The organism is Actinotalea ferrariae (genome assembly GCF_019733465.1).
Classification (GTDB): domain Bacteria; phylum Actinomycetota; class Actinomycetes; order Actinomycetales; family Cellulomonadaceae; genus Actinotalea; species Actinotalea ferrariae_A.
Map to the genome: position 1 here is coordinate 1 of NZ_JACVQL010000100.1, position 16,329 is coordinate 16,329.

At 74.7% G+C, this 16,329-nt stretch carries 17 protein-coding genes, 3 tRNA genes and 1 pseudogene; 13 read left to right on the forward strand and 8 right to left on the reverse strand.

The features are described from left to right. Positions 1-351: 351 nt before the first annotated feature. Positions 352-804 carry an FHA domain-containing protein gene (locus ICW40_RS08830; protein ID WP_308121715.1) on the forward strand — a complete coding sequence of 151 codons (453 nt, stop codon included), beginning with the start codon at positions 352-354 and terminating at the stop codon, positions 802-804. Between the two features lie 17 nt (positions 805-821). Here the strand turns inward: ICW40_RS08830 and rarD are convergent, their stop codons facing one another. Next, complete coding sequence (gene rarD, locus ICW40_RS08835) at positions 822-1,754, reverse strand: EamA family transporter RarD (RefSeq protein ID WP_221653464.1); 933 nt, start codon at positions 1,752-1,754, stop codon at positions 822-824. 104 nt (positions 1,755-1,858) lie between these two features. On the opposite strand from rarD, the gene ICW40_RS08840 reads away from it, so the two are divergent. After that, a complete protein-coding gene (locus ICW40_RS08840) occupies positions 1,859-3,220 on the forward strand; it encodes an FAD-dependent oxidoreductase (protein WP_221653465.1) in 1,362 nt (453 codons plus the stop codon). 19 nt (positions 3,221-3,239) lie between these two features. Here ICW40_RS08840 and ICW40_RS08845 read toward each other — a convergent pair whose 3' ends face one another. The 3 genes from ICW40_RS08845 to ICW40_RS08855 are packed head-to-tail and all read right to left on the reverse strand — an operon-like array spanning position 3,240 to position 5,718. Further along, complete coding sequence (locus ICW40_RS08845; RefSeq protein ID WP_221653466.1) at positions 3,240-3,989, reverse strand: amino acid ABC transporter ATP-binding protein; 750 nt, start codon at positions 3,987-3,989, stop codon at positions 3,240-3,242. Beyond that, the gene (locus tag ICW40_RS08850) at positions 3,986-4,882 is read right to left on the reverse strand and encodes an amino acid ABC transporter permease (RefSeq protein WP_221653467.1); all 897 of its coding nucleotides are present in this window, start codon (positions 4,880-4,882) and stop codon (positions 3,986-3,988) included. The genes ICW40_RS08845 and ICW40_RS08850 overlap by 4 nt, the downstream gene beginning before the upstream one ends. Next, a complete protein-coding gene (locus ICW40_RS08855; RefSeq protein ID WP_308121716.1) occupies positions 4,879-5,718 on the reverse strand; it encodes an ABC transporter substrate-binding protein in 840 nt (279 codons plus the stop codon). Before ICW40_RS08855 ends, ICW40_RS08850 begins: the two co-directional genes overlap by 4 nt. Before the next feature lie 186 nt (positions 5,719-5,904). Between ICW40_RS08855 and htpX the strand changes: the two genes are divergently transcribed. Next, positions 5,905-6,777 (forward strand): zinc metalloprotease HtpX, encoded by an 873-nt coding sequence (gene htpX / locus ICW40_RS08860; RefSeq protein ID WP_221653469.1) that lies wholly within the window; start codon positions 5,905-5,907, stop codon positions 6,775-6,777. Positions 6,778-6,874: 97 nt separating this feature from the next. Here htpX and ICW40_RS08865 read toward each other — a convergent pair. Continuing rightward, positions 6,875-6,956 (reverse strand) — tRNA-Tyr (locus ICW40_RS08865). 112 nt (positions 6,957-7,068) lie between these two features. On the opposite strand from ICW40_RS08865, the gene ICW40_RS08870 reads away from it, so the two are divergent. The 6 genes from ICW40_RS08870 (at position 7,069) to ICW40_RS08895 (ending at position 9,029) form a co-directional block, all read left to right on the forward strand. After that, positions 7,069-7,560, forward strand: a complete 492-nt coding sequence (locus tag ICW40_RS08870) for a YajQ family cyclic di-GMP-binding protein (protein WP_221653470.1) — start codon at positions 7,069-7,071, stop codon at positions 7,558-7,560. A 91-nt stretch (positions 7,561-7,651) separates the two neighbouring features. Continuing rightward, a tRNA-Thr gene (locus ICW40_RS08875) sits at positions 7,652-7,724 on the forward strand. Between the two features lie 66 nt (positions 7,725-7,790). Beyond that, positions 7,791-7,867: transfer RNA gene (locus ICW40_RS08880), tRNA-Met, on the forward strand. 79 nt (positions 7,868-7,946) lie between these two features. Continuing rightward, complete coding sequence (gene rpmG / locus ICW40_RS08885; protein WP_182112066.1) at positions 7,947-8,117, forward strand: 50S ribosomal protein L33; 171 nt, start codon at positions 7,947-7,949, stop codon at positions 8,115-8,117. Between the two features lie 34 nt (positions 8,118-8,151). Then, on the forward strand, positions 8,152-8,610 hold the full coding sequence (locus ICW40_RS08890; protein WP_221653471.1) for an FAS1-like dehydratase domain-containing protein: 459 nt from the start codon (positions 8,152-8,154) through the stop codon (positions 8,608-8,610). Continuing rightward, entirely contained in the window at positions 8,607-9,029 is a 423-nt protein-coding gene (locus ICW40_RS08895; RefSeq protein ID WP_221653472.1) for a MaoC family dehydratase, read from the forward strand. Before ICW40_RS08890 ends, ICW40_RS08895 begins: the two co-directional genes overlap by 4 nt. Positions 9,030-9,033: 4 nt before the next feature. On the opposite strand, the gene ICW40_RS08900 is transcribed toward ICW40_RS08895, so the two are convergent. Beyond that, positions 9,034-10,098: a LacI family DNA-binding transcriptional regulator gene (locus ICW40_RS08900; protein ID WP_221653473.1), complete on the reverse strand. Its 1,065-nt coding sequence runs from the start codon at positions 10,096-10,098 to the stop codon at positions 9,034-9,036. A gap of 187 nt (positions 10,099-10,285) precedes the next feature. On the opposite strand from ICW40_RS08900, the gene ICW40_RS08905 reads away from it, so the two are divergent. Genes ICW40_RS08905 through ICW40_RS08915 form a run of 3 tightly spaced genes read left to right on the forward strand, consistent with a single transcriptional unit; the run spans position 10,286 to position 14,001 of the window. Then, positions 10,286-11,617, forward strand: a complete 1,332-nt coding sequence (locus ICW40_RS08905) for an MFS transporter (protein WP_221653474.1) — start codon at positions 10,286-10,288, stop codon at positions 11,615-11,617. Next, complete coding sequence (locus ICW40_RS08910; RefSeq protein WP_221653475.1) at positions 11,614-12,858, forward strand: MFS transporter; 1,245 nt, start codon at positions 11,614-11,616, stop codon at positions 12,856-12,858. Before ICW40_RS08905 ends, ICW40_RS08910 begins: the two co-directional genes overlap by 4 nt. A 9-nt stretch (positions 12,859-12,867) precedes the next feature. After that, positions 12,868-14,001, forward strand: coding sequence for a UDP-N-acetylmuramate dehydrogenase (locus tag ICW40_RS08915; RefSeq protein WP_221653476.1), 1,134 nt, complete (start codon positions 12,868-12,870; stop codon positions 13,999-14,001). Here the strand turns inward: ICW40_RS08915 and ICW40_RS08920 are convergent. Next, entirely contained in the window at positions 13,998-14,516 is a 519-nt protein-coding gene (locus tag ICW40_RS08920) for a hypothetical protein (protein ID WP_221653477.1), read from the reverse strand. The genes ICW40_RS08915 and ICW40_RS08920 overlap by 4 nt on opposite strands. 43 nt (positions 14,517-14,559) lie before the next feature. Continuing rightward, positions 14,560-15,642, reverse strand: coding sequence for an adenosine deaminase (locus ICW40_RS08925; RefSeq protein WP_221653478.1), 1,083 nt, complete (start codon positions 15,640-15,642; stop codon positions 14,560-14,562). Positions 15,643-15,768: 126 nt separating this feature from the next. Between ICW40_RS08925 and ICW40_RS08930 the strand changes: the two are divergent. After that, positions 15,769-16,329: pseudogene (locus tag ICW40_RS08930) on the forward strand (hypothetical protein); the annotation flags it as partial.

The following is a 16,329-nucleotide window of genomic DNA, read 5'->3' on the forward strand; positions in this document are numbered from 1 at the left end:
CGTCGCGCCGGACCGGCTGCCTGCCCTGCTCCCGCGCCCGAGTTCGCACCCGCCCCCGCCCCTGCTCCTGCACCTGCGCCGGCCCCCGCGCCGGATCCCGCGCCTGCTCCGGCTCCCGCGCCCGCACCGGCTCCGGCCCCCCCGTCTGCTCCGGCTCCCGCGCCCGCACCGGCCCCCACGCCTGATCCTGAGCCGGCGCCCGCCCCGCCCGTCACCCCCGCACCTGCGCCGTCCGGCGGGATCATCTCGTCCGTGCCGGGCAGCGTCCCGACCAGCGCGCCGACCAGCGCTCCCGCCGTGGCGCCGACGACGGGGTTGGCGTCGGCCGCCGTCCCGTCGGATGCTGGCGTGGTGACCTCCTCGCAGCCCGGCGTCCGCCCGACGCCGCCCCTGGACGACGACGTCGAGCGCACCCGCCTCGGCCACGCCAGCCGGCGAGCCGTGCCCGAGGTCGAGCACGGCGGCCGTCCCGCGCCCCGGGCGACCCTCCAGCTGTGGGACGGGCGCACCCTCACGCTCGAGGGCACCGCGCTCGTCGGCCGCAACCCCGCGGCGCGCGACGGGGAGCCCGCGCCGGACCAGCTGCTCCAGGTCCCGGACCCTGGCCGGTCGGTCTCCAAGACCCACCTCGTCCTCGGCGTCGACGCCGACGGCGTCTGGCTGCGCGACCGCAACTCGACGAACGGCACCGTCGTCACGCTCGGCGACGGGCAGCAGATCCTCTGCGCGCCCGAGCAGAAGATCCGCGTCCCCGACCGCGCGTCGGTCGCCTTCGGCGACTTCTGGCTGACGGTCGCGGGCTGACGGTCAGGGGCTGACGGTCAGGGTCTGACGGCGGCCCGTCGGCCGAACGGTCGGGCCGTCCGCAGGCCGTCGACCGTGAGCACGACGAGCGCGACCCAGACGAGACCGAACCCGACCCACCGCGCGAGCGGCATCTCCTCGCCGAACCAGAGCACGCCGACGAGGAACTGCAGCGTCGGTGCGAGGTACTGGAGCATCCCGACGACGCTGAGCGGCAGCCGTCGAGCCGCGCCACCGAAGAGCAGCAGCGGCACGGCGGTGATGATGCCGGAGCTCACCAGGATCGCTGCGTGGCCCGCCCCGCTCGCGCCGAACGCCGCGGTCCCGTCGAGCGCGAGCCAGGCGAGGTAGCCGATCGCGACCGGGCCCAGCACGGTGGTCTCGACGGCCAGGCTCGCGACCGCGGGCACCGTGCGTCCCACGCGGTTCTTGATCAGCCCGTAGAGCCCGAACGTCGCGGCGAGCGCGAGCGCGATCCACGGCAGGCGCCCCACCCCGATCGTGATGACGACGACGGCCGCGGCGCCGATGCCGAGCGCCACCCACTGCGCGCGCCGCAGGCGCTCGCCCAGCGCGAGGACCGCGAGCGCGACGGTCACGAGCGGGTTGATGTAGTAGCCCAGCGCCGTGTCGACCGTGTGCCCGGTGAGGACGCCGTGCACGAAGACCAGCCAGTTGAGGGCGACGAGCGCGCCTGCCGCGGCGAGCGTGCCGAGCATCCGCCGGTCGCGCAGCGCCCGCGTGAACGCGGCCCAGCCACCCGTCACCCGCAGCAGCACCAGGCAGAAGAGCAGGGACCACACGACGCGGTGGGCGATGATCTCGACCGGCCCCGCGGGCTGGAGCAGCGGGAAGTAGAGCGGGAGGAACCCCCACAGCAGGTAGGCACCCAGACCGAGGGCCAGGCCCGTCCGGTCGAGCGACGGCGTCTGGTCCTCGGGCGCACGCACCGGCACAACCTACGCCGCCTACACTGGCGTCAGCGTCCTGGCGTGGCGCGCCGTCGTCGTGCGACCGGTGCCCCGCCGCCCCCCACCGGAAGGCACTCCGCTCCGTGAGCAGCACCCGTCCCCTGCGCGTGGCCATCGTCGGCGCCGGACCGGCCGGCATCTACGCCGCCGACATCCTGTCCAAGTCGGGCCTCGAGGTGTCGATCGACCTCTTCGAGCGGCTGCCCGCGCCCTTCGGGCTCGTGCGCTACGGCGTCGCGCCGGACCACCCGCGGATCAAGCAGATCATCGTGGCGCTGCACAAGATCCTCGACCGCGGGGACATCCGGCTGCTCAGCAACGTCGACTACGGCACGGACCTCGACCTCGAGGACCTGCGCCGGTTCTACGACGCGGTGATCTTCTCGACCGGCGCGATCCGCGACGCCGAGCTGCCGATCCCCGGTATCGACCTGCCCGGGTCGTTCGGCGCCGCGGACTTCGTGTCGTGGTACGACGGCCACCCGGACGTCCCGCGCACCTGGCCGCTCGAGGCGAGCAGCATCGCCGTCGTCGGCGCGGGCAACGTGGCGCTCGACGTCGCCCGCATGCTCGCCAAGCACCCCGAAGACCTGCTGCCCACGGAGATCCCCGACAACGTCCACCAGGGCCTGCTGGCCAACCCCGTCACGGACGTGCACGTCTTCGCGCGCCGCGGGCCGGCCCAGGTGAAGTTCAGCCCGCTCGAGCTGCGGGAGCTGGGTCACGTCCCGGACGTCGACGTCGTCGTCTACCCCGAGGACTTCGACTTCGACGAGGGCTCGATGGCCGCGATCCACTCGTCGAACCAGACCAAGCAGGTCGTCAAGACCCTCACGGACTGGACGCTCAAGGAGCCCGAGGAGCTCACCGCGAGCCGGCGGATCCACCTGCACTTCCTGCACAAGCCCGTGGCCGTCCTCGGCGAGGACCGGGTCGAGGGCCTGCGCACCGAGCGCACCGTGCTCACGGGTGACGGGTCCGTCGCCGGCACCGGCCAGACGCACGACTGGCCCGTCCAGGCCGTGTACCGCGCCGTCGGGTACTTCGGCTCGCCCCTGCCCGGCCTGCCGTTCGACGAGGTCGGCGGCGTCATCCCGAACCGCGAGGGGCGCGTCGTGGAGGCCGACGGCGAGCAGCTCGCGGGCGTCTACACGACCGGCTGGATCAAGCGCGGCCCCGTCGGCCTCATCGGGCACACGAAGTCGGACGCGACGGAGACGATCAAGCACCTCGTCTCCGATGTCGAGACGCTGCCGCGCGCGGCCGAGCCGGACCCCGACGCCGTCACCGCGTTCCTGTCCGAACGCGGCGTCGGGCACGTCGAGTGGTCCGGCTGGATGCTGCTCGACGCGTACGAGCAGTCCCTCGGCGAGCCCCACGGGCGTCAGCGGATCAAGGTCGTCCCGCGCGAAGACATGCTCGCGGTCATCCGCGGCGAGCGCTGAGCGACCGCCCGACCCGGCCTCAGCCCAGGCGCCGGAGGAAGTCGCGCGTGCGCTCCTGCTGCGGGTCGCCCAGGACCTGCTCGGGCGTGCCCCGCTCGTGGACCCGCCCGGCGTGCAGGAAGCAGACCTCGTCGGCGACGTGCCGCGCGAAGCCCATCTCGTGCGTCGCGACGACCATGGTCATGCCCTCGGCCTTGAGCTCGACGAGGAGGTCGAGCACCTCGCCGACCAGCTCGGGGTCGAGCGCGCTCGTCACCTCGTCCAGGAGCATGAGCCGGGGTGAGGACACGAGCGAGCGCGCGATCGCCACGCGCTGCTGCTGACCGCCCGAGAGCTCGTCGGGGAACGCGCGCGCCTTCGCGGCCAGGCCGACGCGCTCGAGGATCGCGGTCGCCCGCTCCTCGGCCTGCGGGCGCGGCACCTTGTGGACCAGCCTCGACGCCAGGGTGACGTTGTCCAGCACGCGCATGTGCGGGAAGAGGTTGAAGGACTGGAACACCATGCCCATCCGCGCGCGGACGGCGTCGGCGTCCTGCCGGGGGTCGGTGATGTCCTCGCCCTCGAGCAGGATCACGCCGTCGTCGACCTCCTCGAGGAGGTCGACGGTGCGCAGCAGGGTCGACTTGCCGGAGCCCGAGGCGCCGATGAGCACGACGCACCGGTGGGCGTCCACGTCCAGGTCGATGCCGTCCAGGACGACGGTGCTGCCGAACGCCTTGCGCACGCCACGGATGCTGAGCAGCGGGCCGCCGCCGTCGGTCGCGCTCATCGCAGGGGACCGGCGCCCGCGACCCCGGCGGTCGCACCGAGCCAGCCGCTGCGCCGCGACAGCGCCTCGGTGACGCGCGTGAGCGGGATGGTGAGGAGCACGAACAGGAACCCGGCGACGACGTACGGCGTGAAGTTCGCGTGCACCGACGTCTGGATCTGCGCCGCCCGCACCGCGTCGATCGCGCCGAGGATCGAGATGAGGCCCGAGTCCTTCTGCAGCGCGACGAGGTCGTTGAGCAGCGCGGGCACCACGCGCCGGACGGCCTGGGGCAGCACGACCGTGCGCATGGTCTGCGCCCGGGTCAGGCCGAGGGACCGGGCCGCCGCGACCTGCGACGGGTGCACCGACTCGATGCCCGCCCGGAACACCTCCGCGACGTACGCGGAGTAGGTGAGGACCAGGGCGAGGCCGCCCAGCACGACGGCCTGCGTCGGGATGCCCTGCAGCCGCAGGCCCGGCAGGCCGAAGCCGACGAGCAGCAGCACGAGGATCAGGGGCAGGCCGCGGAACACGTCGACGTACGCCGTCGCGGCGGCGCGGAGCGGGAAGAACACGGGTCCCCGCAGCGTGCGGGCGATCGCGAGGGCGAGCGCCACGACGAGGATGACGACGGCGCACACGGCCATGACGCGGAGGTTGAGCCACAGGCCCTCGAGCACCCGGGGCAGCGCGAGCAGCGCGACGTCGGGGTCGAAGAACGACTGCCGCACCCGAGGCCAGCCGGGCGAGCTGGTCAGAGCGAGGACGGCGACCCCGGTGAGGGCCACGGTGCTGGCGACCGCCACCAGCGTCGAGCGCCGCGCCTGGCCGCGCCGGTAGGCGAGGCGCTCGACCTGCAGGGCCGACGGCGTCCAGGCCTCGGTGGCGCTCCGCTCGGCGCTCGCCGTCACTCGAGGACCGGCGCGCCGGCGGCGTCGGTCAGCCACTGCGCCTCGAGCTCCGCGAGCGTGCCGTCCTCGCGCAGCGCGTCGACGGCCGCCGTCACGTCGTCCGTCAGCTCGCTGCCCTTGTCGAGCACGAGCCCGAACTGGTCGGGCGACTCGCCCGCGGGCAGCTGCCCGACGACGACGCCGCCGTCGAGCTCGGCGGCCGTGATGTAGAGCGCCGTCGGGAGGTCCACGACGATCGCGTCGACCAGCCCTGCGGTGAGCGCCTGCTTGACCTGGTCGTTGTCGTTGAAGAGCTGGATCGGCGTCGTCGGGGCGATCGACTCCTCCGCCACGGTCGCGCTCGTCGTGCCGACCATGGCACCGATCCGCAGGCCGACGAGGTCGGCGAGCGAGGCGGCGTCGGCCGCCGCGCTGCCCTCGACCGTCACGACGGCCTGCGCCGTGTCGTAGTAGCTCGACGAGAAGTCGAGGTTCTGGCGTCGCTCGTCGCTGATCGAGACCTGGTTGATCGCGACGTCGAACGGCTTCGCGCCCGGCGCGATGATCTGGTCGAACGTCACGGGGACCCACGCGACGGCGTCCGCGTCGTAGCCGAGCTCGGCCGCGACGGCGTACGCGACCGCAGCCTCGAACCCCTCGCCGTTCGTGGGGTCGTTGTCGACGACCCACGGCTCGTAGCCCGGGTCGGACGTGCCGATCGTGAGCACGCCCTCCTCGAGGGTGGGCAGGCTGTCGGACCCGTCGGCGGTCGGGTCGGCGGCGTCCTCGACGGGGGCGCACGCGCCGAGCGCCAGGGCGCTCGCAGCGGCCAGGACGAGCAGGGTGGGGGTGCGCACGGCGGGCTCCAGCGGTTTCGGGACGGAGATGACCGACAGGTGGACGGACGCGTCCCAGCGTACTGGGGAACGGCACCCGCCCCCCGGGCGTTCTCCCAGGCAGGACCGGGTGCCCTCGGGCATCCTCGGACGACGGGGACGAGGCGGCGCGCACGTGGGCACGCGCACCCGGACGGGAGGAGCGAGGTGGGACGGCGTCACTTCAACGGGCTCAAGACCGCGGCCCTCTTCGGCGTGCTCTGGGCCGTGATGCTCGGCCTCGGGAGCGTCGTCGGTCGGGGGCAGTACCTCGTCCTGTTCGCGGCCCTCGGGCTCGTCGGCACCGCGTACGGGTACTGGAACTCGGACCGCATCGCGATCCGGGCCATGCGCGCCCGGCCCGTGAGCGAGATCGAGCAGCCGGCGATGTACCGCATCGTGCGCGAGCTCTCGACCGCGGCCCGCCAGCCCATGCCCCGGCTCTACGTGTCACCGACGGCGGCCCCGAACGCGTTCGCCACCGGCCGGAACCCTCGCAACGCCGCGGTCTGCTGCACCGAGGGGATCCTCGCGCTGCTCGACGAGTGTGAGCTGCGCGGGGTGCTCGGTCACGAGCTCATGCACGTCTACAACCGCGACATCCTCACGTCGTCGGTCGCGGCGGCGTTCGCCGGCATGATCACGTCCGTCGCCCAGGTCCTCATGCTCTTCGGCGGGGGCGACCGCGACCGCGGCGGCAACCCGCTCGCGATGCTCGCGATGGTGTTCCTGGCCCCGATCGCGGCGATGCTCGTCCAGCTGGCCATCAGCCGCACGCGCGAGTACGACGCCGACGAGGACGGCGCCCGCCTGACGGGGGACCCGATGGCGCTCGCCTCGGCGCTCGCGAAGCTCGAGCGGGGGACGCAGCGCGCGCCGCTGCCCGCCAACCGGGACCTCGTCGACGTCTCGCACCTGATGATCGCCCACCCGTTCCGCGGCGGCGGCATGGCGAACCTGTTCGCGACGCACCCGCCGATGGCCGACCGCATCGCGCGGCTCGAGCAGATGGCGGGCCACGGTGGCATCACGCGCTACTGATCGGCGCGACCCGAGCAGCCGGGCGGACCCGGGGCCGGACGCACGAACGCCCCGTCCGTTCCCGCTGGGCGGGGGGACGGGGCGTCCGTGACGCGGGTGGCAGGTGAGGGATTCGAACCCCCGTAGCATGACGCGGCTGATTTACAGTCAGCTCCCTTTGGCCGCTCGGGCAACCTGCCAGGGTGCGGATGGAAGGATAGCAAGCCCACGCGGTGCTGCTGCACACGGCCGCCCGACGGCCGGGCCGGCCGCTGCCGGTGGCCTGCGCACCACGGACCCAGGAGGAGAGACATGGCATCGGAGTCCTCGTTCGACGTCGTCAGCAAGGTGGACCGCCAGGAGGTCGACAACGCGCTCAACCAGGCCGCGAAGGAGATCTCGCAGCGCTACGACTTCAAGAACGTCGGTGCGTCCATCGCCTGGAGCGGCGAGTCGATCGTCATGACCGCGAACTCGGAGGAGCGCGTCAAGGCCGTGCTCGACGTGTTCGAGACCAAGCTCATCCGCCGAGGCATCTCGCTCAAGTCGCTCGAGACCGGTGACCCGAAGCAGTCGGGCAAGGAGTACCGGCTCGAGGCGGCCGTCAAGGAGGGCCTCTCGAGCGAGAACGCCAAGAAGGTCTCGAAGATCATCCGCGACGAGGGTCCCAAGGGCGTCAAGGCGCAGATCCAGGGCGACGAGCTGCGGGTCTCGGCCAAGAGCAGGGACGACCTGCAGGCCGTCATCGCGCTGCTCAAGGACGCCGACCTCGACGTCGCGCTGCAGTTCGTCAACTACCGCTGACGCGCGGCGGGGGTCGCCCGGGCGCGGCGACCCCGCGGCGGCAGTGACGATTTCGCAGGCGTGCCAGGGCGCGTGTACCCTGGCACGCGCTGCCCCGATAGCTCAGTCGGCAGAGCGTCTCCATGGTAAGGAGAAGGTCAAGGGTTCGATTCCCTTTCGGGGCTCTGTTGGTGCCTGGAGGTCGACGACGTACGCCCGGCGTGCGGACGACGGCCGAGTGCACCGATAGTGGCGGGGTAGCTCAGGTGGTTAGAGCACACGACTCATAATCGTGGTGTCGCGGGTTCGAGTCCCGCCCTCGCTACCACAGTGGACAGGCGGACCGGCGGACGGCCGGACGCATCAGACGTAGGCGCTGAACGATCGGCGCGAGAGGTGGCAAGACCGTGGCCAGCAAGTCCCAGGACGTCCGCCCGAAGATCACGCTCGCGTGCGTGGAGTGCAAGGAGCGGAACTACATCACCAAGAAGAACCGGCGCAACGACCCGGACCGTCTGGAGATGAAGAAGTTCTGCCCGCGCGACGGCAAGCACACCCTCCACCGCGAGACCCGCTGAGCTGAGCCGGCCGCGACCGCCGGGAGGAGAGGCCATGGGCATCAACCCCGCCTACGCCGGTCGCGAGTACCCGCCGACGGCGCCCTACGTCGTCGGCCGTGAGCACGTCCGCGACTTCGCGCGTGCCGTCGGTGCGACGCACCCGGCGCACCACGACGCCGACGCCGCCCGTGCCCTCGGCCACCCCGACGTCGTCGCACCGCCGACCTTCGCCGTGGTCGTCGCGCAGCGCGCCGAGGCGCAGCTCATCGCGGACCCCGAGGCGGCGATCGACTTCAGCCGGGTGGTCCACGCCGACGAGCGGATCACCCACCACCGGCCGGTCCACGCCGGTGACGAGCTCGTCACGGTCCTGCACATCGACGCGGTGGTCGAGCGGTCCGGCCTCGCCACGGTGACCACGCGCTGCGAGATCTCCGACGTCGCCGGCGCGCCGGTCTCCACGGTCGTGTCCCGCCTCGCCGTACGCCTCGCCGAGGAGGTGCCGGCATGACGCGCCCCACGCTCGACGGCCTGGCCGTCGGCGACGTCGTCGGCACGCGCACGGTGACCTTCGGGCGCCAGGACCTGGTGCGGTACGCCGGCGCGAGCGGCGACCTCAACCCGATCCACTGGAACGAGCGGTTCGCCACCGACGTGGGCCTGCCGGGCGTCATCGCGCACGGCATGCTCACCATGGGCGCGGCGGTCAACCTCGTGTGCGACTGGGCCGGCGACCCCGGCGCCGTCGTCGACTACGGCGTCCGCTTCACGCGGCCGGTGCCGGTCCCCGACTCGGGCGCGGCGACGCTCGAGGTGACGGGCACCGTCGGCGCGGTCGACGCCGAGGCGGGCACGGTCCGCGTCGACCTCACCGTGACGTCCGGCGGCGAGAAGGTGCTCGGCCGCTCGCAGGTGCTCGTCCGGCTCTGAGGCGTCAGGCGGGTGGCGGTCCCGTCGTCGTGCCGACGCGCAGCTCGACGTCGAGCTGGACGGGAGCCGGTGACCCGCCCGCGAGCAGCGCCGCGACCGCCTGCCCGAGTGCCTCGCCCTTCGCTGCGAGCGGCTGGGCCACGGTGGTGAGGACGTCGGGCCCCAGCCACGGCAGGTCGAGCCCGTCGAACCCGGCCACGGAGACGTCCTCGGGCACCCGCAGCCCGAGCTCGCGCGCGGCGAGCATGACGCCCGCCGCCAGCAGGTCGGACTGCGCGACGACCGCCGTGGGGCGGTCCGGGCCCGCGAGCGCGAGCCGGCCTGCGGCCTGACCCTCCTCGACGAGCGACGCCGCGGACTCGACGACCACCGCGGGGACGACGCCGGCGTCGGCGAAGCCCTCGAGCCGGTGCTGCGTGGGCGTCCAGTCGAGCTGCGTCATGCGCTCGGCGTCGACGACGCCGCAGCGCCGCTCGCCCCCGAAGGGCAGGGTCACGGTCGCGATCCGCTCGTGGCCGAGCCCGGTGAGGTGGCGCACGACGTCGGCCGTGCCCCGCCGGTCAGCGATGCCGACGACGGGCACGCCGTCGACCTCGGGCCCCTCGCCGATGACGACCGGCACGCCGCGCTGCTGGAGCGCGGTCAGCACGGGGTCGCCGCTGCGTGCGCCCCAGATGAGCACGGCGACGTCCATGGGTGCGGTCGCGAGCAGCGGGTCGAGCTCGAGCGAGCCGTCCGACGCCGGCGTGGCGGGGACGAGCAGGACGCCGAGGCCCATGGTCCCGAGGGTCCCGACCAGCCCGTCGAGGACCTGGATCGACACGGGGTCGCGGAAGCTCCGCCGCAGCTGGTCGCCGATGACGACCGCGACGATCCCGGAGCGGCCGCTGCGCAGCGAGCGGCCGAGGGGGTTGGGGCCCGCGTACCCGAGCGACGACGCCGCGGCGAGCACGCGGGCACGCGTCTCGGCGGCGATGGGTCCGGCGCCGGAGAAGGCGAGCGAGGCCGTCGACACGGAGACCCCCGCCGCGCTCGCGACGTCGGCCAGGGTGGGCCTGCTGTGCGCCATCTCACCCTGCCTCTCACCTGCTCGGACGTCCGCTGCGGTTGACGGTGCGCCAGCCTATCGGCGAGCATGGGGAGGGCGACCTCGAATCGTTTCGAGAATCGCCACGAACCTCGCGAACCACCCAGGCCCGGCGTCGTGCCTCACCGCTGCACGTCCGTCCGCATCCAGCCTGCCCCGGAACGAGTCCATGCCTTCCCCGCGCCCCCGTGACGCCCATCTCGCCCCTGAGGTGCTGCGCGCCCGCACCCTCCTCCTCGGCCTCTACGCCGTGCTCGGCCTCACGGTCTCGAGCTGGCTCGCGCGCCTGCCCACAGTGCGCAGCGCGCTCGACCTCAGCACGGGAGAGCTCGGCACGATCCTGCTCGTCGGCGCGGTCGGCTCGCTCGTCACCGTGCTCACGGCGGGCGGCGTCGTCGGGCGCTTCGGGAGCCGCCGCACCCTGCTCACGGCTGCGGTGATGTTCTCGGTCGCCCACCTCCTGCTCGGGCTCGCGCCGACGATCGGCAGCGTCCCCGTGCTCGTCGTCGGCGTGGTGCTGATGAGCGCGTCGTTCGCGCTCGGCAACGTCCCCATGAACGTCGAGACCGTCGTCATCGAGCGGCGCATGGGCCGCACCGTCGTCCCCCAGTTCCACGCCGCGTTCTCGATCGGCAGCGTGTGCGGGTCGGCCCTCGGCGCGCTCGCCTCGTGGAGCCAGGTGCCGCTGCTCGTCCAGTTCGGCGTCGTGAGCGTCGGCACGCTCGCGTGGCGCTTCGCGGCCGTCCCCGGCGCGGTGCTCCCCGCGCCGCCCACGCCCGTCGCCGCCGCGGGCCTCCACGACGCGCCCCCCGCCCGGCGCGGCGCCGGGCTGCGCAGCGCGCTGTCCGCATGGCGCGAGCGCCGCACGCTGCTCGTGGGCGTCATCGTCATGGGCGCCGCCCTGTCGGAGGGATCGGCCAACAACTGGCTCGCGATCTCCGTCGTCGACGGCTTCGACCAGCCCGAGGCCGTGGCCGCGGCCGTCTTCGGGGTCTTCGTCGCCGCCATGACGACGTCGCGGCTCGCCGGCACGTACCTCATCGACAGGTTCGGGCGCGTCGCCGTGCTCGCCGGGTCGGGCGCGGCCGGCCTCGCGGGGCTCGTGCTCTTCGGGCTCGCGCCGTCGTTCCCGACGTCGGTCCTGGGCGTCGTCGCCTGGGGCCTCGGCGCCGGGCTCGCCGTGCCGATCGGCATGGCCGCGGTGTCGGCCGACCCGCTGCGCGCCGCCGGACGCGTCGCCGTCGTCTCGGCCTTCGCGTCGGTCGCGTCGATCACCGCGCCCCCGCTCATCGGCCTCGCGGCCGAGACCATGGGAGCACGGCACGCGCTCCTGCTCATCACGGGCGTCATGCTCGTGGGCACGCTCCTCGCGGGGACCGTCCGCGAGGAGCAGCCGGCTGGCGCGCCCACCGCCGCACGCGGCACGGTGTCCCGTGGTGGCCGCCGGACGCCCGTTGCCACCCCCGTCACGACACCCGAGCTGAGCGAGGCCCTCCGGTGACCACCACCGTCCGCACGACCGCCGTGCCGCCGAACGTCGTGCGCGCGGCGTCGACCGCCGTGTTCGTCTCGTTCCTGCTCAACGGGTTCAACTTCGCGAGCTGGGCGTCGCGGCTGCCCGCCGTGCGCGACGAGCTCGGCATGGAGCCCGAGCAGCTCGGGCTGCTGCTGCTCGTCGGCTCGATCGGCTCGATCTGCGCGCTGCCGCTCTCGGGCCTCGTCGTGCAGCGGCTCGGTGCGCGCCGCGCGATCGTCGCCTTCGCGACCGTGAACACGCTCGGGCTGCTGCTCGCGGCCGTCGGCGTCGCGACCACCTCGCTGTGGGTGGTGGTGCCGGCGCTCGTCCTGTTCGGCGTCGGCACGGGCGTGTGGGACGCCGCGATGAACCTCGAGGGTGCCGCGGTCGAGCAGGCGCTCGGGCGCGCGATCATGCCGCGCTTCCACGCGGGCTTCTCCTTCGGCACCATGGCGGGCGCCGGCGTCGGCGCCGTCGCGGCCGCCCTGCACGCCCCCGTCCTCACCCACCTCGCCGTCGCGCTCGCGCTGAGCCTGGTCGGCGTCGTCGTCTCGGCACGCTGGTTCCTGCCCGAGGGCACGCACGACGCCGTCGTCGACGACGCCCCGGCCGCCGAGGTGCCCCGCCGCAGCCGCCTGGGCGCGTGGGGCGAGCCCCGGACGCTCCTCATCGGCCTCGTCGTGCTCGCCGCGGCGCTCACCGAGGGGGCCGCGAACGACTGGGTGAGCCTCGCCGTCGTCGACGGGTTCGGCACGGACCACGCGACGGGCGCGATCGGCTTCGGCGTCTTCGTCACGGCGATGACCGCGATGCGCCTGCTCGGCACCTCGCTCCTGGACCGCTGGGGCCGGATCGCGGTGCTGCGGCTGTCAGCGGCCCTCTCGCTCGTCGGCCTCCTGATCTTCGGCCTGGTCCCGAGCCTCTGGGTCGCGCTCGCGGGCGTGGTGCTGTGGGGCATGGGTGCGGCGCTGGGGTTCCCCGTCGGGATGAGCGCGGCGTCCGACGACCCGCGCCGCGCCGCCTCGCGCGTCGCCGTGGTCGCGACGATCGGCTACTCGGCCTTCTTCGTCGGGCCGCCTCTGCTCGGCATGCTCGCGCAGCACGTGGGCTACCGGCAGGCCCTGCTCGCCATAGCCGTCCCCGTCGTCATCGGCCTCCTGGTCCTGCCCGCGGCGCGGCCGCTGCCGACGGCGGCCGGCAACGCGGCCCCCGCGCAGCAGGCCTAGCCTGGAGCGGTGACCACCACCGTCGAGACCCCGGCCCTGTCCACCCTGACGACGCTGCGCCTGGGCGGGCCCGCGGGGCGTCTCGTCGAGGCGACGACCGAGGCCGAGCTGATCGCCGCGGTCCGGGACGCCGACGCCGTGGGCGAGCCGGTCCTCGTGCTCGGCGGCGGCTCGAACCTCGTCGTGGCCGACGAGGGCTTCCCGGGTGTCGTCGTGCGCGACGCGCGGCGCGGCCTGACGGTGGAGGACGCGGACAGCTGCGGCGGCGCGAGCATCCGCGTGCCCGCAGGGACGCCGTGGGTCGACGTCGTGGACCGCGCCGTCGAGCAGGGCTGGGTGGGCGTCGAGGCGCTCGCCGGCATCCCGGGCTCGACGGGTGCGACGCCCGTGCAGAACGTCGGTGCGTACGGCCAGGAGATCGCCGGCGTCGTCTCGACCGTGCGCGCGTGGGACCGGGAGCAGTCCCGCGTGCGGACCCTCGCGCTCGTCGACCTCGCCTTCGGTTACCGGACGTCGCTGCTCAAGCGCTCGCTGCGGGCGGACGACGGCGGCCCGTCGGCCTTCGCCCCGACCCCGCGGTACGTCGTGCTCGACGTCGGCATGCAGCTGCGGCTCGGCACGATGTCGGCACCGGTCGCCTACCCCGAGCTGGCCCGCCGGCTCGGCGTCGCGGTGGGGGAGAAGGCCCCGCTCGCCGACGTCCGCGCGGCGGTGCTCGAGCTGCGCACCGGCAAGGGGATGGTCCTCGACGACGCGGACCCGGACACGTGGAGCGCCGGCTCGTTCTTCACCAACCCCGTGCTCCCGGTCGAGGTCGCCGACACGCTGCCCGACGGCGCCCCGCGGTTCGCGGTCCGCTCGGCCCGGCCCGAGCGCACGACGGGCCCCAGCCTCGGCGCGGTCGACGAGTCCCTGGTCAAGACGAGCGCCGCGTGGCTGATCGACCACGCCGGCTTCGGCAAGGGGCACGGGCTGCCGGGCCCGGTCAGCCTCTCGACCAAGCACCCGCTCGCGCTCACGCACCGCGGCGGGGGGACCACGGCGGAGCTGCTCGGACTCGCGCGCGAGGTGCGCGACGGCGTCCGGGAGCGCTTCGGGATCGACCTCGAGCCCGAGCCCGTGCTCGTCGGCTGCTCGCTCTAGCCGTCCCACCCGTCGGGGAGGCCGCCGTCGGGCGAGGCCGTGACGACGCCTGCGGACGGCGTCATCGTCCGCCAGCCGACGGCGGGGTCGTCGTGCAGGAGGACGACGACCGTGCCGTCCGTGGCGAGCGGGTCGCCGCCCGGGTAGAGGTCCGCCTCACCGCTGCAGGTGACCGGCGTCGAGACCACCTCGAGCGCCTCGCCGACCACCGCGGCCGTGCCGTGCAGGACCTCCCGCACGACGACGGTGTGCACGGTCGCCTCCGCGCCGAACGTCCGCCGCGTGCCCGACGGCGTCGCGCCGTCCGCTACCACGACGAGGTCGGCGTCCGCGGCGGCGTCGGCCGGGGTCGCGAAGTCCACCCAGCTGACGCACGCGTGCGCGTCGCCGGCGTCCCCGCCGAGGACCCCGCTGCCCGCGCAGCCCGCGACGGCGACGCTCGTCACGACGAGGGCCGCGCCGGTCGCGACGAGGGCGCGGGGCGACGGGTCGCGGTGCGCGCGGCCTCTGGGCATCGTCGTCCCCTCGTCGACCCTCGACGGCGGGCGGTCCCGGCCGTCACGACGTCTGTGTCCCCGGCCCGCGGTTGCTTGCAGCGCGCGGTGCGGCGCCGTCGTCCGGTGCGTCGAGCCATGCGTCGATGCCGGCCAGGAGCCGCCGCCGCGTCGCCTCGCCGGCGCGCGACGCGCGCACCGAGCCGCGCGCGAGCTCGGCGATCTCGGCGTCCGAGAAGCCGTGCACGCGCCGGGCGACGTCGTACTGGTCGACGAGCCGCGAGCCGAAGAGCAGCGGGTCGTCCGCGCCGAGGGCGAGGGTCGCACCCGCGTCGGTGAGGGTGCGCAGCGGCACGTGGTGGTCCTCGGCGTAGACGCCGAGCGACACGTTCGAGGCGGGGCACACCTCGAGCGCGACGCCGCGCCGCACGAGGTCGTCCAGCACGTGCCGGTCCTCGGCCGAGCGCACGCCGTGCCCCAGCCGGTCCGGGGCCAGGTGGTCGAGCACCTCCGCGACGTGCGGCGCACCGAGCAGCTCGCCGCCGTGCGGGACGGACGCCAGGCCGGCACGGCGCGCGATCGCGAAGGCCGGCGCCCAGTCCGCCGTCCGGCCGCGCCGCTCGTCGTTGCTCAGCCCGAAGCCGACCACCTCGCCGGGCCCGTCGCCCGCGTAGCGCGCGGCGAGGCGCGCGAGCGTCCGGGCCTCGAGCGGGTGGCGGACGCGCGAGGACGCGACCACGACGCCCACCTCGACGCCCGTCCGGTCACGGGCCGCACGGGCCTCGTCGAGCACGATCTCGAGCGCCGGCGTGAGGCCGCCGACGAACGGTGCGTACGACGTCGGGTCGACCTGGATCTCGAGCCGGGCCGAGCCCTCGGCCGCGTCGTCCTCGGCGGCCTCGGCGACGATGCGCCGCATGTCCCCCTCCGAGCGGACGCACGCGCGCGCGGCGTCGTAGAGGCGCTGGAAGCGGAACCACCCGCGCTCGTCCGCCGGGGGCAGCGCGGCCTGGGCGTCCTCGGCGATGAGCGCCGGGGGCAGGCGCACGCCGCGTGCGCGCGCCATGTCCGCGAGCGTGGAAGCGCGCATGGAGCCGGTGAAGTGCAGGTGGAGGTGGGCCTTGGGGAGGCTCACCAGGTCACGCACCGGGTCAGTGTGCCAGCCGCCGGCGCGGCTCACCGCCCGGCCCGGGGACGCGACGCGTCGGCCGGATGAGAGACCTCTCATCGGGCTCTCACCGTGCGCCCACGCCCGCGCGGTGGACTTGCCGCCATGCTCACCACCGCGCGCGCCGCCGACGACGTCGCGCTCCTCACCGGCACGGGCGGTCACGACCTCGTGACGGCCGTGCTCGCGGCCGAGGGCCTGGTGACCCGCGGGTGCGACGTGCACGCGGTGCACCACCGCCCGGGCGTCGGCGTGAGCGTGGGCTACGCGGTCCGGTGGGCGGCGACCGGGACCGCCCCCACGGGCAGCGAGGAGTACCTGGTCGCGTCGACCGCACCGCTGCCGGCCGACGCCGCTGCCGTCCCCGGCTGCACCACCGCGGTCGCCGACGGGCGCCCGGTGACGGTGTGGCGCTTCCCGGCCGACCCGGCGCTGCCCGGGCTCGCGGACGCGACGTCGCCGGCCGCCGTCGCCGCGATGCTCGACGTCGCACCGCACGACGTCGAGCTCCAGCTCGTCACCTACCGGCCGCTCCGCCGCGCCGTCGTGCGCGTGCGGACCCCGGGGCGGACGGCGTACCTCAAGGTCGTGCGGCCGCACACCGCGGCCGACCTCGTGCGCCGGCACGCGTTGCTGCTCGACGCCGGCCTGCCCGCGGCGCCCGCG